Origin of the sequence: Pseudomonas rhizozeae (assembly GCF_031583775.1) — a bacterium.
Taxonomy (GTDB): Bacteria; Pseudomonadota; Gammaproteobacteria; order Pseudomonadales; family Pseudomonadaceae; genus Aquipseudomonas.
In genome coordinates, this window is record NZ_JAVLSB010000024.1 from 37,075 (window position 1) to 59,573 (window position 22,499).

Here is a 22,499-nt window from a genome sequence, read left to right on the forward strand (position 1 = left end):
CATGCTTGAACAACTGGGTAAATACCGCATCGACAGCGTGCTCGGCAAAGGCGCGATGGGCACCGTGTACAAAGCCTTCGACCCGCACATCGCGCGGGTGGTGGCGCTGAAAACCATTCGCCTGGAACTGCTCGGTGATGATCAGCACGAACAACTGATCGGCCGCTTCAAAAATGAAGCCCAGGCCGCCGGGCGCTTGAGCCACCCGAATATCGTTGCGGTCTACGACTACGGCGAAGACGCCGGCGCGGCCTACATCGCCATGGAATTCGTCGACGGCACGCCGCTCAACACCTTGCTGCAAACCCATCCGCCGCGACGTCTGGCCCTGGCCCTGGGCTGGATGCGCCAACTGCTGCAAGCCCTGGAATACGCGCACTCGCGCGGCGTGGTGCACCGCGACGTGAAACCGGCGAACCTGATGATCACCGCCGAACAACACCTCAAAGTCGCGGATTTCGGCGTGGCGCGCCTCGACACCTCTAGCCTGACCCAGACCGGTTCGATGATCGGCACCCCGAGCTACATGTCGCCGGAGCAGTTCTGCGGAACCTTGGTCGACGGCCGATCCGATGTGTTCTCCGCCGGCATTGTGCTCTATCAATTGCTCACCGGCGAACGACCGTTTTCCGGTTCGGCGACCATGGTCATGCAGCAGATTCTCAACCAGACACCGCTGCCGCCATCAAGCCTCAACCCGACTCTCGATCCGCTGCTCGACGCGGTGATCGTCAAGGCCTTGGCCAAGCGCCCGGATGACCGCTACGCCTCGGCGCAGCAGTTTCTCGACGCGCTGCAAGCGGTGGACGCCGAGTTGCCGGTGCCGCAAGAGATCGACGATGACGCGACGCGGCTGATCAACCCTCGGCAAAGCGGTTTCGGCCTGACCCTGGCCACCAGTCGCACTGCGCAATCGAGCGCGGTCGAGTCCAGTGCCAGCGGTGCGCTGGACACGCTGTCGCCGTGGAAACACCAGGCGCGGCCCGAACTTGAAGCATTGCTGTCGCACCAGATCGGGCCGCTCGCGCGGCTGCTGGTCAAGCGCACGTTGTTGGTCGCCGACGATTTCGACGCGGTGTGCAGCGGTTTACTGCCGCACATCCCTTCGGAGCGCGGCCGCGAGCAATTCAGCCAGGCCACCGCTGCCCTCGCCCAGCGCTTGAACCTGACCGAGCCGCCGCCGACGGTTGAGCAAACGCGCCCAGCCACGCTGATCCAGCCACCCAGCGAACCCGAACCCATCAGCGACAGCGACAGCGGCTACGACCCGGCGTTTGCCAGCCTGGCCGAACAGCACCTGACCCGACTCATCGGGCCAATCGCGCGCATCGTGGTCAGCCGCGCCAGTCGCGCCACCGACCGCAAGCCCGTGTTCCTCGAATTGCTGGCCGAACACATCAACGACCCGCCGGTACGCGCGCAATTCCTGCGTCTCCTGCACAGCCTCGGAACTGCCTCATGACCCACTGCCCACTCGGCGTACCCGGGCCCCACCGACTGACCACCGCCCTGGCCTTCGGCCTCAGTGACACCGGGCCGGTCAGGCAGCACAACGAAGACAACTTCCTGGTAGACACCGATTTGCAGTTGCTGGCGGTGGCCGATGGCATGGGCGGCCACGAGGCCGGGGCCCAAGCCAGCGCAATGGCCCTTGACACCTTGCGCGAATGCCTCAGCCGCCCGCCCGCGCCCGCACCGGCCAGCGTCGACCCGGACGCCACGTGCCGCATGCCGGCCATGGGCGCCATCGGCACTTTGCAAGCGGCGATCGAGCAGGTCAATGCGCGGTTGTATGCGCAGAACGAAGCGCGGCGCATGAGCGACGGCCAGGGCATGGGCACCACGCTGACCGGAGTCTGGCGCTGCGATCCAATGGGCCCGCTGATTCTGTTTCACGTCGGCGACAGCCGCTTATACCGCTTGCGCAACGGTGACTTGCAGCAACTGAGCCGCGACCAGACCTGGTACCAGCAAGCCCTCGACGCCGGGCATTTCGACCGTTTGCCGTCGCGCAACCTGCTGCTGCAAGCCATCGGCCCATCGCGCAAGGTCGAGCCGGAGATTGCCCTGCATCAAGTGCAGCGCGGGGATGTGTTGATGCTGTGCAGCGATGGCGTGCACGGCAGCGTGCCGCACCACGAACTGGCGCAGTGGCTGGGCCAGGTCAGCGGCGACTCGATTGCCGAGGTGTGCGAGGGTTTGATCCGCCTGGCCGCCGATTACGGCGGCCGGGACAACGCCACGGTGTTGCTGGCGCTCTGCGAAGCCTAGTGCGTGGGCGGCCGACCGCTGAGCATGTCGGCAAAGGTCCGCGCGCTCGGCAGGTCGCTGCACAGCAGCAACGACGCGGCAATGTGTGGCGAGCCGTCGGTCCAGAACAGCGCCCGCGCGCTGTCATCACTCAGTTCCAACGACGCCAACCAGCCACTCCAGTCCTGCCCTGGCGGCAGTTCTCGCCAGGATTCCCCGGGGCCGGCAGCGCGGCCGTGCCCCCACATCGGTGAGCCGGCACGGGACGGTGCGCGAAGGCTGAGCAAGGCGTTATCGAAGCTGTTCAGGCAGAACCCGGGTTCCAGCGATGACAGCGCCAAGGCCTCCAGTTCCGCATACCAATCGCCATCCTGGTTGAGCCGCTGCAACGTCGAGACCGGCGGCCCGCCATAAGCCAGGGTCAGCGGAAAATAGCGCCCGACCCGGTCCACGCTCGGCATCAGCACACCGGCCCAGGCCGGTTCGCCGCACACCCCGCTGGCCAGCGCAAAGCGCCAGATCGGGCTGCACAAATACGCCGCTTGCCACTGCTCGCCGAGGCGTTCGCGGCTGCTGGTCAGGCCTTCCTGCAACCACTGGTCCCAGGTGCGCAGGAAGGCCGGCGCCAGGCGGCGACTGATGAAATCGCCGTGGCTGGCGAGCTTGCCGTAAAAACCGCTGCGGGAAATACGCTGAGTCATGCGCAGCCCTTACAGTCGGCTCGGGCAGCGGAACTGCTCGAGTGCATCGCGGCGGAATGGATTGATCACGCTGCTGGCGCGCAGTTCGTACTGCACCGCGCGGCCATCAAGGGTGAACGCCACTTGGTAACGCTCGCCCTGCCCGCCCTTGACCGTGCCGCGGTCCAGCACATGCAGCCAGGCCCAGGGCCCGTCGCTGCTGAGGTCGCTGGCCAATGGAGGCTCAGTCTGCAACTGCACTCTGTCGCCACCCTTGCCGCTGGGCAGCACGATCGGCGTGAAGTTTGCGGTTACGCCTGCTTCATACACCACCGCTTGGCCATCAATGTCGAGGGTGACCTTGCTCAACGCCGGGTCGGCGCTCAGGGCCTTGAGGTCAAAACGCAGCGAAGGCTGGCGGGCGCCGTTGACGAAAAACATGTCACGCAGCCGCGCCGCGCGCTGGAACTGATTGATCACATCCTGGGACAGGCTCACCGAGCCACTGCCCGCCGCACGGGCGCGCCACGGGTTGCTGCTCATGTCGACGTAGGGCACCAGGTTTTTGCTGAAGAAATCGTCCATCACCCCGCCGGGGCCGAAGAACTTGCCGAAGTCGTCGGCAGTAATGTCGCGGCTGGCGTTGCGCACCACCGGATAACGACCGTCGATGGCGGCGCGGCAGAACGGTGCGCCGACCGAATTCCACAAGGCATTCAGGCGTTCCCGCTCGTTGCCCAGGGTTAGCGCCCCGCCACTGCTGTCGACATCCCGCAACACCGCCGAGATCGGCGCCGGCAGCGTGGTGGCCGCGCGTTTGACCCGGGTCAGCACTTCCCCCGACGGCGCCGGCGAACCACTGCGGCGGGCCGCTTCGGCGCCGTCGAAATATTGCGCGGCGTCTTTGAGCATCGCGCTCGCTTCATCCAGCGGGCCCGGTGCCGGGCTGTTGACCAGGCTGTGCAACGGCGCGAAATGTGGGTCAACCGGATTGCCGGAGGTGTCGAGCGGCCGCTCGCTGCCGTCGTTGCTGCCCAGCGCCGTTTCGAGTTTCTTGCGTGCGTCGTCGAAGCTTTTGCGCACTTGCGGATTGGCGTCTTTGTCGGCCGCAGGTTTCAGCGCGCCTTCGAGGGTGGTTTCCCGCGAGGCCAGTTGCAGGAACGCGCGCAACGGCGAGTCATTGGCCGCCAGCGCGCCGCTGACCAGCGCCGCCTGGTCGAGCCCGGTGAGCGGCACCAGTTGCACGTCGCCAAGCAAGGCGTCCCACTGGCGGATGTACTCGGCGTAATACAGCCCCAGCACCGCCTGCTGCATGGCTTCGGTGTCGGCGGCGCTGGTTTTTTCTTCACGGCCCAGCACCCAGTTGTCCTTGGCCATCTCTGCCACGGCACTGCCGCTGCGCGCCACCAGTTCGCGGTAGCCGGCGACGCTGAACACACCGCTGACACCCTGGGACAACGGCGTGCCACTGCGCCGCACCAGCAACGACGAGACGTCGCGCCCGGCCGCACCATTGACGCTCGACTCGGGCAGGCGCAGCGCCGCGATCTGCCGTTTCAGACGATTGTAGGTGCGCTCGGCCAGCGGCATGCTCGCCAAGGTCTGGCGCACTTTACTGATCAGCGCCGCGTCCAGTTGCACCGGTTCGGCACTTTCATCATCGCTGTCGAGCAACGCTTCAACGTGCGCCGACAATTGCTGGCGCTGCGCCTCGGTGGCTTGCGGCACTTCACGGCGCCAGTCGACTTCGACCCAGGCCTGCACCGACGCGGCGTCGAAGAACTGCCGCTCGCCCAGCATCAGGTACACCCGCAGGGTTTCGTAGAGAAAGTCCTGATTGCTCGCGTCGCCACGGCGCAATGCACTTTCCAGGTTGCTGACGATGTGCGGCAACAAGGTGCCGCGCAGCAGACGCCGGTACAGCGCAATCGCGCCAGTGCCGAGTTTGTCGCCCTGATACAGGCCCATGCGGTTGAGCAACGGCACTGAGTCGTTGCGCTGGGCGAACCCGGCCGGCAAGTCACGGGCAGCGTTCAACAGCGGCAAGGTCACCAGCACCGTGCCTTGGGCCGGCAGTTCGCGAGCCTTTTTCGCCACGTCGGCCACTGCCACGGCCGAGGCTTGCACCAAGGCTTCATTGCGCTGATAGCTGACTGTCAGGCCCAGCACCAGCAACAGCGCGGTAACGCCGATCAGCGCCATCGCCCCCCGCAGCCACAGCCGTTGCCGGCGTTCCTGCAAGGGATTGACCCCAGCCAGCCCGGCTTCCTTGAAAATCACCTCGCGCATCAACCGCGTGATGAAGTAGCTGCGGCCGCTGCCAAAACCTGCGGGCAACACGTTGCGCCCCAGGCCAAACGCCGCCGCCAGGGATGACATGACCCGATCGATCGGGCTGCCTTCCTGGGTGCCGCTGGTGAAATACACCCCGCGCAACAGCGCCGGGTCCTGGTAGCGATTGGGTTCGAACACAGTGTTGAGGAAGCGCGTGAGCACCTCGCCAATGCCGGCGAATTGCTGCGGGAAGCTGTAGAGCAAGGCGCGCCGTGACAAATCGCGCTCCTGTTGCACACGCTCGAGCACACGGCCTTGCAGTTGTTTTTCCAGGGCGTCGAATTCGCCGGGAAAACTGGCCAGCGCCGCACCGGGCAATTGCACCTGATCGCCCTGGGTCAGCGGGAAGGTCACACCCCACACTTGCGAGCGTTCTTCGCGACCCATGGGTTCGAAAAACTCGGCGAAGCCGGCGAGCAAGTCGCATTTGGTCACCACCACGTACACCGGGAAATTCAACCCCAGCCGTTCGTGCAATTCCTGAATCCGCGCGCGAATCGCCTGAGCCTGAATCTGCCGCTGGGCTTCGTTCTGCTGCAACAGATCGCTGACGCTGAGGGCGACGATCACGCCGTTGACCGGGCGCCGGCGACGGTGTTTTTTCAGCAAATCGAGAAAGCCGAACCACGCCGCTTTATCGACTTCGGTGTAGCTGTCCTGGGTGGTGTAGCGCCCGGCGGTGTCGAGCAGCACTGCTTCATCGGTGAACCACCAATCGCAATTGCGCGTGCCGCCGACGCCGCCCACTGCGGCCGCGCCGTGGGAATCACTCAGGGGAAATTGCAGGCCCGAGTGGGTCAACGCCGTGGTCTTGCCGCTGCCCGGCGCGCCGACAAACAGATACCAGGGCAATTGATACAAATACTGGCGGCTGAGTTTCCAGCCCGGCGAGGCCTTGCGCAGTACCGCCATGGCACTGCGCATGCGTTCGCTGAGCAGTGCCACTTCGGCTTGCGAAGCCTTGGCCCCGGCGTGTTTCTGCGCCGTCGCTTCATCGCCTGCCACCCCCTGCATCAGCAAGCGATTGGCCCGTTGCACCCGCCACAACACCACCGCCCACCACAGCACCCAGATGAACAGCAGCAGCGCGATCAGGCGCCAGCGCCAGGCTTCCGGGGCCAGGGGTTGGCGGCCGTCGAACGCCAGCAGCGGACCTTCGTACCACACCAGCAGCGAGACCAGGACCACGCCGACCAGCGACAGCAGCCATGGCCGGCTCAGCCAGTTCGAATAGCGCCGGATCAGCGACCAGGCATTCCAAATATTAAAAATACCCATGATTACTGCGCCTGTGCGGGAACGAGCAAGGTGATGTCGACGCGCCGGTTGCGCGCGCGGTTGGCCGGTGTGTCGTTGTCCACCAGCGGTTCGGTTTCTCCGCGACCTTCGGTGCGATAGCGCTCGGCCGGGCCTGCGCGTTCGCTCAACAGGCGGGCCACGGTTTTCGCTCGGGCCAGGGACAGGTCGAAGTTCGACGACAGCCGTGACGACGCCGACGGCCGTACGTTGTCGGTATGCCCGACCACCACCACCGCGCCTTGCTGACTGGCCAAGGCCTCGCCGATCCGCGCCAGCAATGGCTCGAAAGCGCTGGCCACTTCGGCGCTGCCGGATCCGAACACGCCGTCGCCACGCAGGGTGATCACCGAGCGGTCGGCGGTTTCCTTGACGCTGACCAGGCCCTCGGCAATTTCCGGCGCGAGGAAGCCCGAGACTCGCACCGGCGGCGGTGTAATGGGTGCGACCACCGGCGGCAGCGGCGAAACGACGCGCACCGCACCCATTTGCGCGAACACCGGGTCGGAGTCGCGGTTGAGCAGCCAGTTGTAGGTCAGTTGCAGGGTCAGCAGCAGCACCGCCGCGACCGCCGCCAACACCCACAACGGCACCAGGCGCAGCATCGAACGTTGCTCGGTGACCGCACCGCGCCAGCGGGGTGACAAGTCCTGTTCTTGCGCGCCGCGTTGTTGGCGAATCAGCCCGAGCAGGCGTTCACGCAGGGTGCTCAACTGTTCGAAACCCTGCTCGATCACCCGATAGCGGCCTTCGAGGCCGAGGGCGGTGCACAAGTAAAACAACTCCAGCACATCGACATGCCGCGCCGGGTCTTGGCAAAGCCGTTGCAGAATCAGGAAAAACTTCTCGCCGCCCCAGGCTTCGTTGTGAAAGGTCACCAGCAGGCTGCGGCTGTTCCACACCCCGGCCCCCCACGGCGTGCTGGAAATGGTTTCATCCACCAACGTGCACAGCGCGTAGCGGGCAGCGGCCACGGTTTCCGGCTCGACTTGACTGGCGCGGGCCTGGGCTTCGAACTGCTGCATCGCTTGCACCAGCCGCTCACGCAGGGCTTCCATGTCCGGCGCGCTGTTGAGCGAACGCAGCGGCACTACCAGGTCCAGCAACGGGTTGGCCGCGCGCACCAGCGGGTTGAGGCCCTTGCCATTAAGGGACAACGGCTCGACAGCAGGACGCGCCGGGTTCGCCGCGCCAGTGGCGGCAGTGCGCCGACCGCCGGGGTTGGGGATCAGCAGCGTGCGGTCGGGGTCTTGTCCTGCACCGAGAGGGTCGTTCAGATTCACGTCGATTTACCTTCGCTTTGACGGGTCATGGCTCAGTTGCGGATCGCCCAGAACTGCATGTCCAGCCCTGGGAACGCGCCCGCCACGTGCATGGCGAAACCTGCCGAGTTGTTCAGTTGTTGCCAGTAGTCGCTGGCGCGATCGAGTTCGAAGTAAGTGAACCCGGCGTGGAACGGCAACTGCCGTGGCGCGACCGGCAACGGTCGCAGGGCGATGCCCGGCAATTGCAGGTTGACCAGGTCGCGGATCTTCTCCACCGAGCCGATCTTGACCTGCGGCGGGAAGCCGCTGCGCACCGCTTCGGCAGGCATCTGCGCGTGCACGGCGAGGACGAAAGTGGCCGAGCGCAGCAGTTGCGGATCCGGCACCACGGCCACGCGAATGCCAAACTGGCGCTCTTCCAGCGGAATCTGTACGGCGCGGGTGTCGATCACCGTGGCCAGGGAGCGGCGCAGATCGACCATCAATGGCGCGAAGCTCTCCGCCAGCGCGGCGTGGCGGTACACCGGGTAGTTGGCGCTACGTTTGTCCGGGCGGGTGAAGGTCGCCAGTTCGCCGGCCAGCGGCGCCAGCGCCTGGTACAGCGCCTCCGGGTGCAGCCCGGTCATGCTCGCCAGGTGCCGTATCAACGGCTCGCTACGGTTGAGCACTTGCAGCAGCAGGAAGTCGGAAATCTCCGCCGCGCCGCTGCCGCCGGGTTGGGACAAACGCATGGCCATGGCTTCGCTGCGCTGGTGCAGCAGGCCGAGCAGTTCTTCGAGGAAACTCACTAGCAGCGGCGCCGCGTTGACGTCCAGGCACGGCGGGCAATATTCGAGGTCGAGCACCACGCGTTTGTCGGCGCGGCGTTCGATCACCCGCGCCACGCCGAGGCTGGTGTAGGCGTCCGCCACGTCGTTTTCGAAGGCCAGGCGCAGACGCTGTTTGCCCACGGTCATCAGTGCACTGCTGTCCAGCCCATTGCTGTCCCAGGCTTCGTATTCCACTGCGCGGTGGCGGGCGAAATTTTCTGCGCTGGGGCGGTCATCCACTTCGGCCACGCCGTGCCGTTGCGTGGGCAGCGCCAACACCACCGTCATGTCGCGGGCTTCGCCGGGGATCTCCAGGGGCAAGGGCATTTCGTCGAACGGCAGGCCCACTGGCGTGCCGTCGGGCAGCACGCCGCTGAAGCGCTTCAACGCCAATTTGCCGAGCGCCAGGTGCTGTTCGTCCAGTTCAAAACGGCTGAAGCCCCAGCCGTAGGCACGCAAGGCACCGACCCGGGCTTCAAGGTGTGCTTGCAGAAAACGGTCGTGTTGCTGCAAGTGCTGCGGCTGCAGCAGCATGCCTTCTGACCAGACGACTTTACTGTTCCAGGACATGTTCGGTTCTCGCTTGAATGAGTGGGCGTGGGTGGCGGCGCGGCCTAACGGGCGGCGCGCAACCGGGCGATTTGTTGTTGATAGGCCAGGGCGAATTTCTCGCCAAAGATGCGCTGCACATCTTCATCACCGTCGCGCACCAGGTCGGCGTACAGCGCGGTCAACAGGTCCCACAATCGGGCCTTGCGGGTGCCGGGCATCAGCTTGTCGAAACGGCCGGGCACGGCGAGACGCTGTTCGATCCGCGCCGGTTCGAAGCGCTGCACCACTTCCGCGAGCGCCGCGCGCATGCCGACGATCACCGCCAGTTCGTGGGCCTTGAGGTCGTCGAACGCCGCTGCCAGGGCGCTGACACCGGGCAGGTAGGCCGGCGCATCGGCACTGAGCATCTGGCTCAGGGCGCTTTCCGGATTAGGGAAAAACTTCAGCGGGTTATTCGAGCGCGCGCCAATCATGGTCATGTCGATGTGGCTGTCGCGTTTGGTCATTGCCCGCGCCAGCAGCACGTCCATGGTCCCGCCCACTGCTTCGCGGAGCATTTCCCCGACCAGGCGCGCCAACGCTTGGGGTTCGCGATTGGTGCGCAGATCAGGCAGGCCGAGGCCTTCGAGCAGCGCTTGCAGCACGCTGTCGTCGCTGGCGGCGCTGGCTACCGGGGCTGGCGTTGGCGCTGGCGGTTTGATGAAGGTCGGCTCGGCGGGCGGAGATTCCGTGAGAGTGACCGGTTCGGGTTCGGGTTCGTGTACGGGTTCGTGTACGGGTTCGGGCAGCGGCTCGATAACCGGTTCGGGCGTCGGCGCGGTGGCTGGCGTGGCGAGGAAGTCCGCCAGCGGATCGTAGTCCGCCGGGATCAGCAACGGCATGGCCGCCGGTGCCGGCGCGACCGGCGCGACGCTCGGCGTGATCGCGGCGAGCGGCAGGGCCTGCTGTTCCGGCGACAGGTGATCGTTTTCCGCGCCACGGAATGCCGGTTGCAACAGTCCCTCATGGGCACTGGTCAGCCCCGGCATCTGCGCTTCGTGGGCCTGGGCAAACAGGTTCAGCCCCAGGGGGTCGGCCAGCGGCAGCTCGGCGTCGATCAGCGAGCCGTTCTCCAGAATCCGCGCCGCCGCGAGGGCATCCGGCTGGTGGGCCGATGGGCTCAGCGGCGCGAGATAAGGCTTGGGCGCTGGCAGTGTTTCCACCGTCGGCATCGAAGGGGCTGTCTGCACGGGCGGTGCCGTGGCGGCAGGCTCGAACACTGCCAGGGTCATACTCTGGGTCTGGCCCGCAGCGTCGTCGTCCTCAACCTGCCCGTCGTCCTCAACCTGCCCGTCGTCCTTGAACTGCACTTGCAGTGTGTACTCGCCAATGATGATGTGGTCGCCCTCGGCCAATTCGGTTTCCTGGCCATTGCCGAGCAAACGATCGTTGATCACGCTTGGGTTGCTGCCGATGTCGGTCAGGTAGAACAGCTCACCGCGTTTCTCGACCCGGGCATGCACCCGAGAGATGTACTTGCCGGGATCGTCCAGCACCAGGTCATTGCCCTCGGCGCGGCCCAGAGTGCAGGTGCCGGAGGCGATCACGCAGGAGCGCCCGGTCAGTGGCTGGTCGCGGTAGCTTGTAACCTGCAGTATCAAAGGCATGTCGGTCTCCTGAGCGTTAAGCGATGGCGGCGCGAGCGGTTACTTCTTGCCATCGTCAGCCTCTTTGGGTTTGAGCGGAGGGGCGGTCGGCTTCGGTCGCGACGCCAGCACCAGGGCGTTGGCGGCGGTGGAGGCCTGGGGCAGCGGAATCGGCAGCATCGAGGCGATGATCGCCGGGCCGATGGTCAGGAACGAGGCGCCAGCCTTGAGCGTGATGCTCGCGCCCGCCTCGATCACCACGTTCATGCCGCCCTTGATGTGCACGTCCATGCCACCGCTGAGGCCGAGTTTCAGGCCGGCGTCGAGGGTCATGTTGGTGCCGGCCTTGGCCGACACCTCGCCGCCGGCCTTCTCGTTGCGATCGCCGTTGACCACCAGGTGCTGGTCACCGCCGATCTGCTCGCGGGAATCCTTGGCGACCATCGAATGGCGGTCGCGGCCGACCCAGTCCAGCGAGTCCTGGCGAATCCGTTGGTCGAGGTCTTTCTGCGCGTGGATGAACACCTGTTCGGCGCCCTTCTTGTCTTCGAACCGCAGCTCGTTGAACCCGCCGCCGCCCTTCGATGAATTGCTCTTGAGGGTCGAACGGGTGGCCTGCTCCGGCAGGTTGATCGGCGGCATGGTGTCGGCGTTGTAAACGCTGCCGGTCACCAGCGGCTGATCGGGGTCACCTTCGAGGAAACTCACCACCACTTCCTGGCCGATGCGCGGCGTGTACAGGCTGCCCCAGCGCTTGCCGGCCCAACCCTGGGCAACGCGGATCCAGCAGGAACTGTTTTCGTCGTCCTTGCCTTCGCGGTCCCAGTGGAACTGCACCTTGATTCGGCCATAGGGGTCGGTCCAGATTTCCTCGCCGCGCTTGCCCACCACGATCGCGGTTTGCGGGCCGTGCATCAGCGGTTTCGGCGTGCGGCACTCAGGACGGAATTCCAGTTGTTTGGGCAGCGCGGTGAATTCGCAGGTCAACACCGGTTCCGGATCGTCCGGCGGGGTCGGCTCGTAGCGATCCGAGGACAACCGATAGACCGCGCTGAGGATCAGCACCTGGCCGTTCTGGTCGCCGCGCGGGTGTTCGCTGAGGCTGAACAGCGCACCGGGAAACAGGCCACGCGCGCGGGTCGCGCCCGTGATCCGGCGATACCGGCTCTGCAAGGCTTCAAGCCGGGTACGGGCATAGTTTTCGCCCTGCCCACGCTCGATGTAGCGCCCCGGATAGTCGTAGCGTTCGTGACGCGATTGACCGTACGAGCGCACCTGCGCCGACTTCACCAGGAGATTGGCGGAGGGCTTTTCAAAGTCGAAATCCTGCAGCACGTAGGCGCCGGATTCGACCTGACCGCTCTGGCGCCAGTCGTAGATGACTTCGCTGTCGCGCATGGTCTGGTCTTCCGCCGGCAAGTAGCGAACGGTCTCGTAGCCCTTGCTGGTGGCATGGGCGGCGTAGGAGTCGGCTAGCACCAGAGTGTGACGCCCGGCGGCGCTCTTGAAGAAGTAGTAAATGCCCGCCTGCTCCATCAGCCGGCTGACGAAATCGAAGTCGCTCTCGCGGTACTGCACGCAGTACACCAACGGCTTGTAACTGGCGCTGAGGCCGGTAGTGTCGACGTCGGCGATGGTGTACGGCGCGAACACTTTCTTGAGGATGTCCGGCACGCTGAGGTTCTGGAAAATCCGGCAGTCGCTGGCCAGCGTCAGGAACCACAGCCACGGCCGCAGCGTCGCCTGATAGGTCGAAAAGCGCCCTTGGCGCCCGGTGAATTCAAAGCGTGTGACCAGGCCACTGAAGTAGCGTTTGCCGCCGTCAGGCTGGTCAACGGTGACGGTCATTGGCGTCGACAACAGGTCGTCGATGGCCAGGTCGGCGCGCTCGCTGTACAGCTCCAGGCGATAGTCGCTGAGCTCGGACAACGCCTCGCGAGCGTCCATGCGGCGGAACAGCAGCACGTCGGCGCCGAGGCTGCACTTGACCTGGATTTCGCGGTTGATCTGGGTAGTGGCCATGGGTTCGGTCTACGTAAGGGCAAGTGCCCGCGCAATGAGCACGGGGTGGCAGGTGGTCAGGGCGCAGGACGCAGCCCTGGCGTTGTGCTCATCCGACACGGCTGCCCCCTGCTTTTTTACCTGTCTTGATTTTCCAGCCCTTGGCCTGGCTGCCAACTATGGCCGGGGCCTCGGTGGGAATGTGCTTGACCCAAACCTTCGCACTGCCCGCGGCGGTGTAGTCCTCCCACTTGGTGAACAGGTTCCGCCAGTCTTCCATCGGCTTGTACTCTTTGACACCGCCGCTGAGCAGGCGCGCGACGGTGTGTTCCACGTCCTTGAAACGCGCCGCCTCGGCACAGGCCACGGCTGCAAACGACAGGGTCTTGTGCAAGTGCAAGTCATTGCCGCCGGTGAATGAGCTCAAGTCACGCAACGCAAACGGCGTGGAAGAATCAAACCGGGTATCTTCTTTGTGAGTGCCCATTTCAGGATGGGTACCCAACATCTTCAGAGACTGCACCTTGCCTTCGATCAGCCCCGGTGCGACCGGACGATGCGGCGCATCGGGAAATGAATCGGAGAAGTAATACCAAGTCCCGTTTCTAGCGAGAAACCCATCGATGTACAGGGTTTTGCGTGACATCAGCAGGCTTGCCTCAATGGGACCGCCGGTCTCCAGCACCAGGTCGAGCCGAAGAAAACCTGAACGACCACCAATTGCCAGCACGCTGCGCAGTTGCGCGATGGAGTCGCTATAGGCCCACTTCTGCGAGGTCAGCTGAATCTTGACAATCATACGGTCTCTCCTCGGCGCGCCTCGAAGTCATAACTGAACTCACCACCCTGCACACCGACCGCCACCTGGGTGGCCGGCTCATTACGCAGCATGCGGTTGAGGATTTCGCTGCTGATCGCCGGCAGCACCGAGTTGGTGAGGATGGCGTCGATCATCCGCCCGCCGCTTTCCAGCTCGGTGCAGCGGCTGGCGATCAGCTCGACCACCTCGTTGCTCCAGGTGAACGGGATCTGCTGGCCGTCGGCGATGCGTTTCTCGATACGCCCCAGTTGCAGGCGAATGATGCTGCCGAGCATGGCGTCGCTCAGCGGGTAATACGGGATCACCACCAGGCGCCCGAGCAAGGCCGGAGGGAAGACGTCGAGCAGCGGCGCGCGCAGGGCCTTGGCGATGTCTTCGGTCGGCGGTACGTTCTGCGGATCGCGGCAGGCACGGCTGATCAGCTCGGTGCCGGCGTTGGTGGTCAGCAGGATCAGGGTGTTCTTGAAGTCAATCACCCGGCCCTCGCCGTCCTCCATCCAGCCTTTGTCGAACACCTGGAAGAACAATTCGTGGACGTCCGGGTGGGCCTTCTCCACTTCGTCGAGCAGCACCACGCTGTAGGGCTTGCGGCGCACCGCTTCGGTCAGCACACCGCCCTCGCCGTAACCGACATAACCCGGCGGCGCGCCCTTGAGAGTCGAGACCGTATGCGCTTCCTGGTATTCGCTCATGTTGATGGTGATGACGTTCTGCTCGCCGCCGTACAACGCCTCGGCCAGGGCCAGGGCAGTTTCGGTCTTGCCGACGCCCGAGGTGCCGGCAAGCATGAACACGCCCACCGGTTTGCCCGGGTTGTCGAGGCCGGCGCGGGAGGTCTGGATACGCCGGGCGATCATTTCCAGCGCGTGGTCCTGGCCGATGATGCGCTGGGACAGGCGCTCGGCCAGGTTCAGCACGTTTTCGATTTCGTTCTTGACCATGCGACCCACCGGAATCCCGGTCCAGTCCTGCACCACCGAGGCCACGGCTTGCTCGTCGACGGTCAGCAGCACCAGCGGGTGTTCGCCCTGTTGCTCGGCCAACTGGTCCTGCAACTCGCGCAGCTCCACCAGACGGGTCTCGCGCTCTGCGGTTTCTTCGATGTCACGTAGCTGTCCGCGCAAGCGCAGGATTTGCTCGACCAGACTCATCTCTGCATCCCAGCGTCCGTCGAGGTCATCCAGGCGCACCCGTTCATCCACCAGCAGCGCGTCCACGGCATTGCGGCGGGCGCTGGTGTCGAGCCCGATCGCGGTTTCCCGCTCGATGATGCCCAGCTCGGTTTCCAGGGATTCGATGCGGCGGCGGCAGTCGTCGACCTCGGCCGGGGTGGCGTGCAGGCTGATCGCGACGCGGGCACACGCGGTGTCGATCAGGCTCACGGCTTTGTCGGGCAACTGGCGCGCCGGGATGTAGCGATTGGACAGGCGCACCGCCGCTTCCAGCGCCGAATCCAGCACTTGCACGTTATGGTGCTGCTGCATGGTCTCGGCAATGCCGCGCAACATCAGCAAGGCGCGCGCCTCGTCCGGCTCGTCGACCTGCACGGTCTGGAAACGCCGGGTCAGGGCCGGGTCTTTCTCGATGTGTTTTTTGTACTCGGCGAAGGTGGTGGCGCCGACGGTGCGCAAGGTGCCACGGGCCAGCGCCGGTTTCAGCAGGTTGGCCGCGTCACCAGTGCCGGCCGCGCCGCCGGCACCCACCAGGGTGTGGGTTTCGTCGATGAACAGCACCACCGGTTTGGCGCTGGCCTGGACCTCGTCGATGACGTTGCGCAGACGCTGTTCGAATTCGCCTTTCATGCTTGCCCCGGCTTGCAGCAAGCCAACGTCGAGGGCCAGCAGTTGCACGTCCTTGAGGCTCGGCGGCACGTCGCCACGGGCGATGCGCTGGGCGAAACCTTCGACCACGGCGGTTTTGCCCACCCCGGCCTCGCCGACCAGGATCGGGTTGTTCTGGCGGCGACGCATGAGGATGTCGATCACTTGGCGGATCTCGTCGTCGCGACCGACAATCGGGTCCATCTTGCCGCTGCGCGCTTGCTCGGTGAGGTCGACGGTAAAGCGCTTGAGCGCTTCCTGGCGGCCCATGGCGGCGGGCGCAGTGGCGCCAATCGCTTCGCCTGGCGCGCCGACCTGGAAACCGTCGCTGGCCTGCATTTGCGCTTCCGGCGAACCGTCGAGCAATTCGGCGAAACGTTCGCCGAGGTCTTCGACCTTGATCCGCGCGAACACCGGCGAGATCGCCAGCAAAGCATTGCGCAAGGTCTGGGTTTTCAGCAGGCCGATGACCAGATGCCCGGAACGCACTTGCGATTCGCCGAACATCAGGGTGCCGTAGACCCACGCGCGTTCCACCGCTTCTTCGACCTGGGACGACAGGTCGGAAATCGACGTCGAGCCCCGTGGCAGGCGGTCCAGCGCAGTCGTCAAGTCACGGGTCAGGACGGCCGGGTCGATGTCGTAGTGGCCGACGATCCGTAGCAGGTCCGAGTCGCTCAGTTGCAGCAGTTGATGCACCCAGTGCACCAGTTCGACGTAGGGGTTGCCGCGCAATTTGCAAAACACCGTGCTGCTTTCGATGGCCCGGTAGCACAGCGGGTTGAGTTTGCCGAACAGGGCAACGCGACTGATATCAGCCATGGTCTGGTCCTCGTGATGAAGTGGGTGCGGGTGCCGCGAGGCGGCGTGGGCTGACCACCAATTGGCGGTCGTCCCGATCAGGTGTTTTGCTGCTCAGCCAACTGCTCCAGCCCAGCCGCGCCTCGCGGCCGAGGCGCAAACCGGGGACCTGCTCCTTGCGCAGGATCAGGTTGACGTCCCATTCAAGGGTCAGCCCGACGTACTGCCGGACCCAGGCTTCGAGCCGCTGCATGCCGGGTTCACCGGGCAGCAGGCTGTGGGCCTGGGCCAGGTCCAGCGGGCCGATCACCAGGCGGAATTTGTGCTGGGCGTTCCAGACTTTTTTGCCGAGCACCGTGGTCATGCCCAGTACCTCGGCGTCCGGACCGCTGCGCAAACGGGCAATGCCGTCGGCGGGCAAGGTCATCCAGTGGCCGACGAAGGTTTGCACCTGCACCGGCACCTGGAAGAAATCGCTTAACAAGGCGCCAAGACCTTCGGCGTTGCGGTTGTGCGGACTGAGGCGCCCGGCATGGTGCAACTTGGCGATATCCGGCACGGCGTCGCGACCGCGCAGCGATGGCATGCCGAGACCGACCAGCGACGCCAGGTAATCGGCGAAGCGATCTTCCTGCGGGCGGTCGAGGCTGACCGCCGGTTGCGCGCTGGCCCAGGCGCGGTAGAACAGACTGATCATGCGATGGTGAAAAATGTCGCAAAAGCGCGCCAGGGTTGGATCGCTGAAATTGCGTTGGCGATCACGGATGTATTCGGTCAGGTGCACCGGCAGCGGTCCGTTGGCGCCGAGCATGCCGAACAGGTTGACCAACAAACGCGGCGCCTGGCCGTCATCACCCCGTTGCAGGCCGGCGAGCATGGCCGGTTCGAACGCCAGGGACGGCGGCTGGCCGAAGCGCAGCGCTTCGTCGGCCGGAAGGCGGGCCTGGCCGATGCGCGGCAGGTCGCGGTAGGCACATTCGAGCTGGCGCAGCGCACCGTGGAAGTCGAACGCCGCCGGTTGCTGTTCGAGGCGTTCAAGCAGGGCTAGAGGATCTCGCATCGTCCCACCCGCGTCGGCCATTGCATGATCAGTCCACGGGTTACGCTTTTGATCAGCGTCTCGGTGAACGAATTGAGTGACACGTACTTGGCAAAGAACTGTTCCAGCACCGAGCCGAGCACAAACACGCCGCTGCCTTCGAAGGCGCTTTCGTCGAACAGCACGCTGATCTGCAAGCCGCGGCCATAGGTGATCGGCCCCGGCAGCGGCAGGCGCCGGACGATGGTTTCGGCGGTAACTGAACGCAGGCCTTCGATTTGCTTGTGCGCCGACGAGTCTTCGCTGCCGCAGTACAGGCGCAGCATCTCGCGCAGGGCCGTTGCGCCCTCCTCCGGATTCTGGTCCAGCAGCGACAGGTAGTTCAGCGACAAGTGGCTGACCAGGCGCCACGCGGTTTCGCCCTCGGCATGGGACGCCGCCGGCACGGTGGGCCCTGCAACACAACGGGCGGCGCGGATCGGCGCACCGGACTCCACAGTGAAATCCGTCTTGCCGCTGCCCACCGGCATGCTCAGTACCAGGTCGCGGTTCGTGCACAGGGTGTCGATGCCCAATTGGCGCAGGCCGGTGCTGTACGGCGCTTCCCGGGCATCCACCAGCGACAGGAACAGCTCGCTGCCGACGTAGCTGGAACGCGGCCCTTGTCGGCGTTGCTGGTCGGACAGCCGTCGGCTTTCGCGGCGCACCTGGTAGTAAGCGTTGCGCGGTGTGGTGCCTTGCAGATCGTTGCTGCGATAGAACGAGGCGAAGGTCTGCTCCGGCTCGGCGCCACTGCCGTAACCGGTGACGCCCTGGATCTGGTAGATCTCGTAATCCATCGGTCGCGTGCGATCGGGGATGACGTGGTAATCCGATTGCAAATCGCTGAGGTGCACGCGGTCGGCGCGCTTGGGAAACAGGTTGATCGCCGGGGTGCAATGCAGGGCGAAATTGGCCGCGCTGACCACTTGTTCGAACGACGGCTCGAAACTGCGGAACAGCACAGTGATGTCGATCTGCGTGCTCTCGCAACGGCTGACAGCGTTGCCCAGACCGCCGATTTCGGCGAACAGGAAGCGCTGCGGCAGAGCGAAATACTCTTGCAGCAGGCGATAGCCCTGGAAGGTCCTTGGACCGACCGGCAGCAGTGCTTCTTCATCGCTGTGCCCCAAGGTACGGATCGACGACTTGGGCAGGATTTCGTGCCAGCGATTGGCGTCCTGCACGGGCGTCACCAGGATGCCGACCGCTTGACTCAGCAGGTGTTCGAGCAGACGCCCCGGCAAAGCGTCGCCACCGCGCAAATGCAGTGGCAACTGGTCGAGGCCGATTTCGTTGAACATCAGCCCGGCGCCGACCCGAAGACGCAGGCGCAAACCGGCCTTGACCGGGCCGAGGCGCGACAAGTCGACGCCGCCTACTTGGCCGGAACAGGCGAAGTAGCGTGCCTCGGCAATCTCGATCGGCCACAGCGTGACGTCATGGGCGGTGCGCCACTGGCAAGCGGTCTGGTCACCCTTGCCGAGTTGACTGCTCAGCGCACTGCCGCGCGCCACGGTGAAGCCTTGGGCGAGGTTGCCCTCTTCAGTGTCGGCTTGCAGTTGCACCACCGCCATCGACGGCGTGGGTGCGAGGTAATGGGGGTACACCAGCTCCAGCAAGTGGTTGGTGAAACGCGGGAATTCTGCGTCGATCTTCAGTTGTACGCGGGCGGCGAGGAAGCTGAAGCTTTCCAGCAAACGTTCGACGTAAGGGTCAGCGCAGGCGTAGGTTTCCAGGCCCAGGCGACCGGCCACTTTCGGGTAATCACGGGCGAATTCACCGCCCATTTCCCGCAGGTGCTGGAGTTCACGTTCGTAGTAGCGCAGCAGTCGGGCATTCATGAGGCCAAGCCTGCTTCAAGGTCGAAGACCCGCACATCGCCGGCTTCGAGGTCCAGTTCAGTCTTCAGGTACAGGCGTTCCGGCAAGGGTTGGCCCCAGAGCTGACCGTGGATTTCGAAAGCGACATGGTTGTGGCTGGCGTGTGCATCGGCGGGCAACACCGGCACCACCTGGACGCTGTCGCGCAGTATCCGCGGTTCGAAATCCCAGATCGCTTGGCGGATGCGTCGGCCCAGTTCACCGCGATCGAGACCGGTGGCCGTGCGCCCGGACAGGTCCGGCAAACCGAAATTGAGCACCGATTGTGCGGTCAGCGGGTACGCCTCCAGCGGTTGCACACTGCCCAGGCTGGTGCTGTTGAGCAGCCAGCCGAGGTCGCGCAGCACCGCTTTGCGCAAACCGCGCATCGACAGCACCCGCTTCTCGCGTGCTTCCTGCGGCTCGTGCGTGGCATCGTCACTGAGGCGATCGAGCAACGACGGCTGCAGGCGCACTTTGCTGGTCAACTCAGCCATGAACGGGCTTCCGCGCAGTGAACAATTGGATCGGGCTCATCGACACACCTCCGTTAGGATCAGAAGGCCGACGCCGCAGCATCGGCCTGCCATGACACAGCGCCAGGCGCCGATCAGATTTTCGCGTTGGCTTCCAAGTCCCACTTCTTCGGCGTACCGGTTTTCACGGTGTCGCCAGTGAAGGAGTCGTACTGGTAGCTGATCTTGGTGAAGTTGATGGTGAAGGTTTCGCTCGGGCGCTCGCCGCTGCTGCTGGCGGAGTAGGAGCTGATGATGGCTTCCTCGAGTTCGAGCTTGAGGAACACCTGCTCCTTCTTCTCGGCGCCGCCGGTCTGGATGAAATGCACTTCGGCCACGCCCAGGCTCTTGCCGCACACCGCTTCCATGAACAGGTCCGAGGACGCCAGGTCGGTGGATTTGGTCAGGGTGATTTCCGAGAACGACGGGTTGCTGGTGTCACGGTCGGCACCGCCGCCGCTGGTGGAAATGGCCCGCCCGACGCCCATCTGGATGGCGTCGACGGTGATCCAGTCGGTGTGCGCCGAGACGGTCGAGGTGCCTTTGATTTGTTTGCCTTTGAAGTTGAGCAGGATCATGTTCAGTACCTTTCAAATGTCAGTGTTTGAGGTGCAACGGGATTGTGATCACAGGGCAGGAGCGTCCGCGCAGGACGCTCCCGGGCCTCAGTTCTTGGTGGATGGCAACTTGGAAACCAGGCGCAACGACACGGTCAGGCCTTCGAGCTGGTAGTGCGGGCGCAGGTAGAACCGCGAGTTGTAATAACCGGGGTTGCCCTCGACTTCCTCGACCACCACTTCGGCGCCGGCCAGCGGCTTGCGCGCCTTGTCCGACTCGGTGGCAGTGGCCGGGTTGTGCTCGACGTAGCGACCGATCCAGTTGTTGAGCCAGATCTGCATGTCGGCGCGTTCTTTGAACGAGCCGATCTTGTCGCGCACGATGCACTTGAGGTAATGCGCAAAACGGCAGGTGGCGAACAGGTACGGCAGGCGCGCGGCCAGGTTGGCGTTGGCGGTGGCGTCCGGGTCGTCGTATTCGGCCGGTTTGTGCATCGACTGCGCACCGATGAAGGCGGCGAGGTTGCTGTTTTTCTTGTGCACCAGCGGCATGAAGCCGTTCTTCGCCAGTTCCGCTTCGCGGCGGTCGCTGATGGCGATTTCGGTCGGGCAGGTCATGTCGACGCCGCCGTCATCCGTCGGGAAGGTGTGCACCGGCAAATCTTCCACGGCGCCGCCGGATTCGATACCGCGAATCTGCGAGCACCAGCCATAGCGCTTGAACGAACGGTTGATGTTCACCGCCATCGCATAAGCGGCGTTGGCCCAGGTGAAATCCTTGCTGCCAGGGGAATCGGTGGTTTCTTCGAAATCGAAATCGTCCACCGGGTTGGTCTTGGCACCGTAAGGCGCGCGGGACAGGAAGCGCGGCATGGCCAGGCCGACGTAACGCGAGTCTTCGGATTCGCGGAAGGCGCGCCAGGCAGCGTGTTCCGGGGTCTGGAAGATCTTGGTCAGGTCCCGTGGGTTGGCCAGTTCCTGCCAGGATTCCATCAGCATCACACTCGGATCGGCCGCTGCGATCAGCGGGCAGTGCGCAGCGGCGCTGACCTTGGCCATTTGCGTCAGCAGGTCGACATCCGGTGCGCTGTTGCTGAAGTAGTAATCCGCGACGAACGCGCCGTACGGCTCACCGCCGAACTGGCCGTATTCTTCTTCGTAGAGCTTCTTGAACAGCGGGCTCTGGTCCCAGGCCACACCCTTGTATTTGCGCAAGGTCTTGTGCACTTCGGACTTGGAGATGTTCATCACGCGAATCTTCAGGGTCTCGTCGGATTCGGTATTGCTGACCAGGTAATGCAGGCCGCGCCAGGCGCTTTCCACCGACTGGAACTGCTCGTGGTGCAGGATGTGGTTGATCTGCTGGGTCAGCTTGCGATCGAGCTCGGCGATCAGGCCCTCGATCGTGCCGAGCACATCGCCGGACACCAAATGGGTGTCTTGCAAGGCCTGTTCAGCCAGGGTGCGAACCGCGTGTTCGACGGCGTCCTTGGCTTTATCGGTCTTGGGCTTGAACTCTTTTTGCAGCAGGCTGGCAAAGTCGGCGACCGCGAGATCGGGGGTCGCAACCGTTTGCGTCAACGCTTGGGATTCGCTGGTAGACATGGCTATTCCTTGAATTCGGGCAAAGCTTCCACCTGCCGAGGCCAGACAGGCCCAGCGGATGAGGGTTTCAAAAAGGTATTGCCGGGGGTGTTACTCGGGTTCAGCTTCTGGCGCGGGTGCCGCTGCCGGTGCCGAGTTCAGCGCCTGCATCAAGGCCGGTTCGCTGAGCAAACGAGCGAGCAACTCCTCGGCGCCGGTCTTGCCGTCCATGTAGGTCAGCAGGTTCGACAACTGGCTACGGGCGGTGAGCAACGCGTTGAGCGAGGGCACCTTGCGCGCGATGGCCGCCGGGCTGAAGTCGTCGAGGTTCTCGAAGGTGATGTCCACCGGCAAATTGCCCTGGCCCGTCAGAGTGTTGGGCACTTGCAACTCGACCCGTGGTTTCATCGACTTGAGGCGCTCGTCGAAGTTATCGACGTCGACTTCCAGGAATTTGCGCTCGGCCACCGGCGGCAGCGGCTCGGCAGGTTTGCCCGAGAGGTCGGAGAACACGCCCATCACGAAGGGCAACGACACGCTTTTTTCTGCGCCGTAGATTTCCACGTCGTATTCGATCTGGACGCGGGGGGCACGGTTGCGCGCTATGAATTTCTGACTGCTTTCTGCCATGGGAAACCTCCGGTGAGTGT

At 64.5% G+C, this 22,499-nt stretch carries 16 protein-coding genes; 2 read left to right on the forward strand and 14 right to left on the reverse strand.

The genetic code is table 11. The annotated features are described in order from the left end of the window. The first annotated feature begins 1 nt into the window (after nucleotide 1). Both RG836_RS07925 and RG836_RS07930 read left to right on the forward strand, forming a co-directional pair. A complete protein-coding gene (locus RG836_RS07925; protein WP_310844588.1) occupies nucleotides 2-1,462 on the forward strand; it encodes a serine/threonine-protein kinase in 1,461 nt (486 codons plus the stop codon). Next, nucleotides 1,459-2,271 carry a PP2C family protein-serine/threonine phosphatase gene (locus tag RG836_RS07930; RefSeq protein WP_310844590.1) on the forward strand — a complete coding sequence of 271 codons (813 nt, stop codon included), beginning with the start codon at nucleotides 1,459-1,461 and terminating at the stop codon, nucleotides 2,269-2,271. The genes RG836_RS07925 and RG836_RS07930 overlap by 4 nt, the downstream gene beginning before the upstream one ends. Here RG836_RS07930 and tagF read toward each other — a convergent pair. The 14 genes from tagF to tssB all read right to left on the reverse strand — a co-directional run bounded on the left by tagF (nucleotide 2,268) and on the right by tssB (nucleotide 22,479). Beyond that, nucleotides 2,268-2,951, reverse strand: coding sequence for a type VI secretion system-associated protein TagF (gene tagF / locus RG836_RS07935; protein ID WP_310844591.1), 684 nt, complete (start codon nucleotides 2,949-2,951; stop codon nucleotides 2,268-2,270). The genes RG836_RS07930 and tagF overlap by 4 nt on opposite strands. A 9-nt stretch (nucleotides 2,952-2,960) precedes the next feature. Beyond that, nucleotides 2,961-6,542, reverse strand: coding sequence for a type VI secretion system membrane subunit TssM (tssM, locus tag RG836_RS07940; protein WP_310844593.1), 3,582 nt, complete (start codon nucleotides 6,540-6,542; stop codon nucleotides 2,961-2,963). A gap of 2 nt (nucleotides 6,543-6,544) precedes the next feature. Further along, on the reverse strand, nucleotides 6,545-7,843 hold the full coding sequence (icmH, locus tag RG836_RS07945) for a type IVB secretion system protein IcmH/DotU (protein ID WP_310844595.1): 1,299 nt from the start codon (nucleotides 7,841-7,843) through the stop codon (nucleotides 6,545-6,547). A 32-nt stretch (nucleotides 7,844-7,875) separates the two neighbouring features. Then, the gene (tssK, locus tag RG836_RS07950) at nucleotides 7,876-9,204 is read right to left on the reverse strand and encodes a type VI secretion system baseplate subunit TssK (RefSeq protein ID WP_310844597.1); all 1,329 of its coding nucleotides are present in this window, start codon (nucleotides 9,202-9,204) and stop codon (nucleotides 7,876-7,878) included. A gap of 44 nt (nucleotides 9,205-9,248) precedes the next feature. Continuing rightward, complete coding sequence (gene tagH / locus RG836_RS07955) at nucleotides 9,249-10,832, reverse strand: type VI secretion system-associated FHA domain protein TagH (protein ID WP_310844599.1); 1,584 nt, start codon at nucleotides 10,830-10,832, stop codon at nucleotides 9,249-9,251. Between the two features lie 39 nt (nucleotides 10,833-10,871). Then, on the reverse strand, nucleotides 10,872-12,833 hold the full coding sequence (locus tag RG836_RS07960; protein WP_310844602.1) for a type VI secretion system Vgr family protein: 1,962 nt from the start codon (nucleotides 12,831-12,833) through the stop codon (nucleotides 10,872-10,874). A gap of 88 nt (nucleotides 12,834-12,921) precedes the next feature. Then, nucleotides 12,922-13,611, reverse strand: coding sequence for a ribosome-inactivating family protein (locus RG836_RS07965; protein ID WP_310844603.1), 690 nt, complete (start codon nucleotides 13,609-13,611; stop codon nucleotides 12,922-12,924). Beyond that, on the reverse strand, nucleotides 13,608-16,274 hold the full coding sequence (gene tssH / locus RG836_RS07970) for a type VI secretion system ATPase TssH (protein WP_310844604.1): 2,667 nt from the start codon (nucleotides 16,272-16,274) through the stop codon (nucleotides 13,608-13,610). The genes RG836_RS07965 and tssH overlap by 4 nt, the downstream gene beginning before the upstream one ends. Beyond that, nucleotides 16,267-17,313, reverse strand: coding sequence for a type VI secretion system baseplate subunit TssG (gene tssG / locus RG836_RS07975; RefSeq protein ID WP_310844605.1), 1,047 nt, complete (start codon nucleotides 17,311-17,313; stop codon nucleotides 16,267-16,269). The genes tssH and tssG overlap by 8 nt, the downstream gene beginning before the upstream one ends. Beyond that, on the reverse strand, nucleotides 17,298-19,175 hold the full coding sequence (gene tssF, locus RG836_RS07980; protein ID WP_310844607.1) for a type VI secretion system baseplate subunit TssF: 1,878 nt from the start codon (nucleotides 19,173-19,175) through the stop codon (nucleotides 17,298-17,300). The genes tssG and tssF overlap by 16 nt, the downstream gene beginning before the upstream one ends. After that, nucleotides 19,172-19,690: a type VI secretion system baseplate subunit TssE gene (gene tssE / locus RG836_RS07985; RefSeq protein WP_310844608.1), complete on the reverse strand. Its 519-nt coding sequence runs from the start codon at nucleotides 19,688-19,690 to the stop codon at nucleotides 19,172-19,174. Before tssE ends, tssF begins: the two co-directional genes overlap by 4 nt. Nucleotides 19,691-19,803: 113 nt before the next feature. Further along, nucleotides 19,804-20,286, reverse strand: a complete 483-nt coding sequence (locus RG836_RS07990) for an Hcp family type VI secretion system effector (RefSeq protein WP_310844610.1) — start codon at nucleotides 20,284-20,286, stop codon at nucleotides 19,804-19,806. Between the two features lie 87 nt (nucleotides 20,287-20,373). Then, on the reverse strand, nucleotides 20,374-21,870 hold the full coding sequence (gene tssC / locus RG836_RS07995; protein WP_310844611.1) for a type VI secretion system contractile sheath large subunit: 1,497 nt from the start codon (nucleotides 21,868-21,870) through the stop codon (nucleotides 20,374-20,376). A 90-nt stretch (nucleotides 21,871-21,960) separates the two neighbouring features. Continuing rightward, nucleotides 21,961-22,479 (reverse strand): type VI secretion system contractile sheath small subunit, encoded by a 519-nt coding sequence (tssB, locus tag RG836_RS08000; RefSeq protein WP_310844612.1) that lies wholly within the window; start codon nucleotides 22,477-22,479, stop codon nucleotides 21,961-21,963. Between the last annotated feature and the right edge of the window lie 20 nt (nucleotides 22,480-22,499).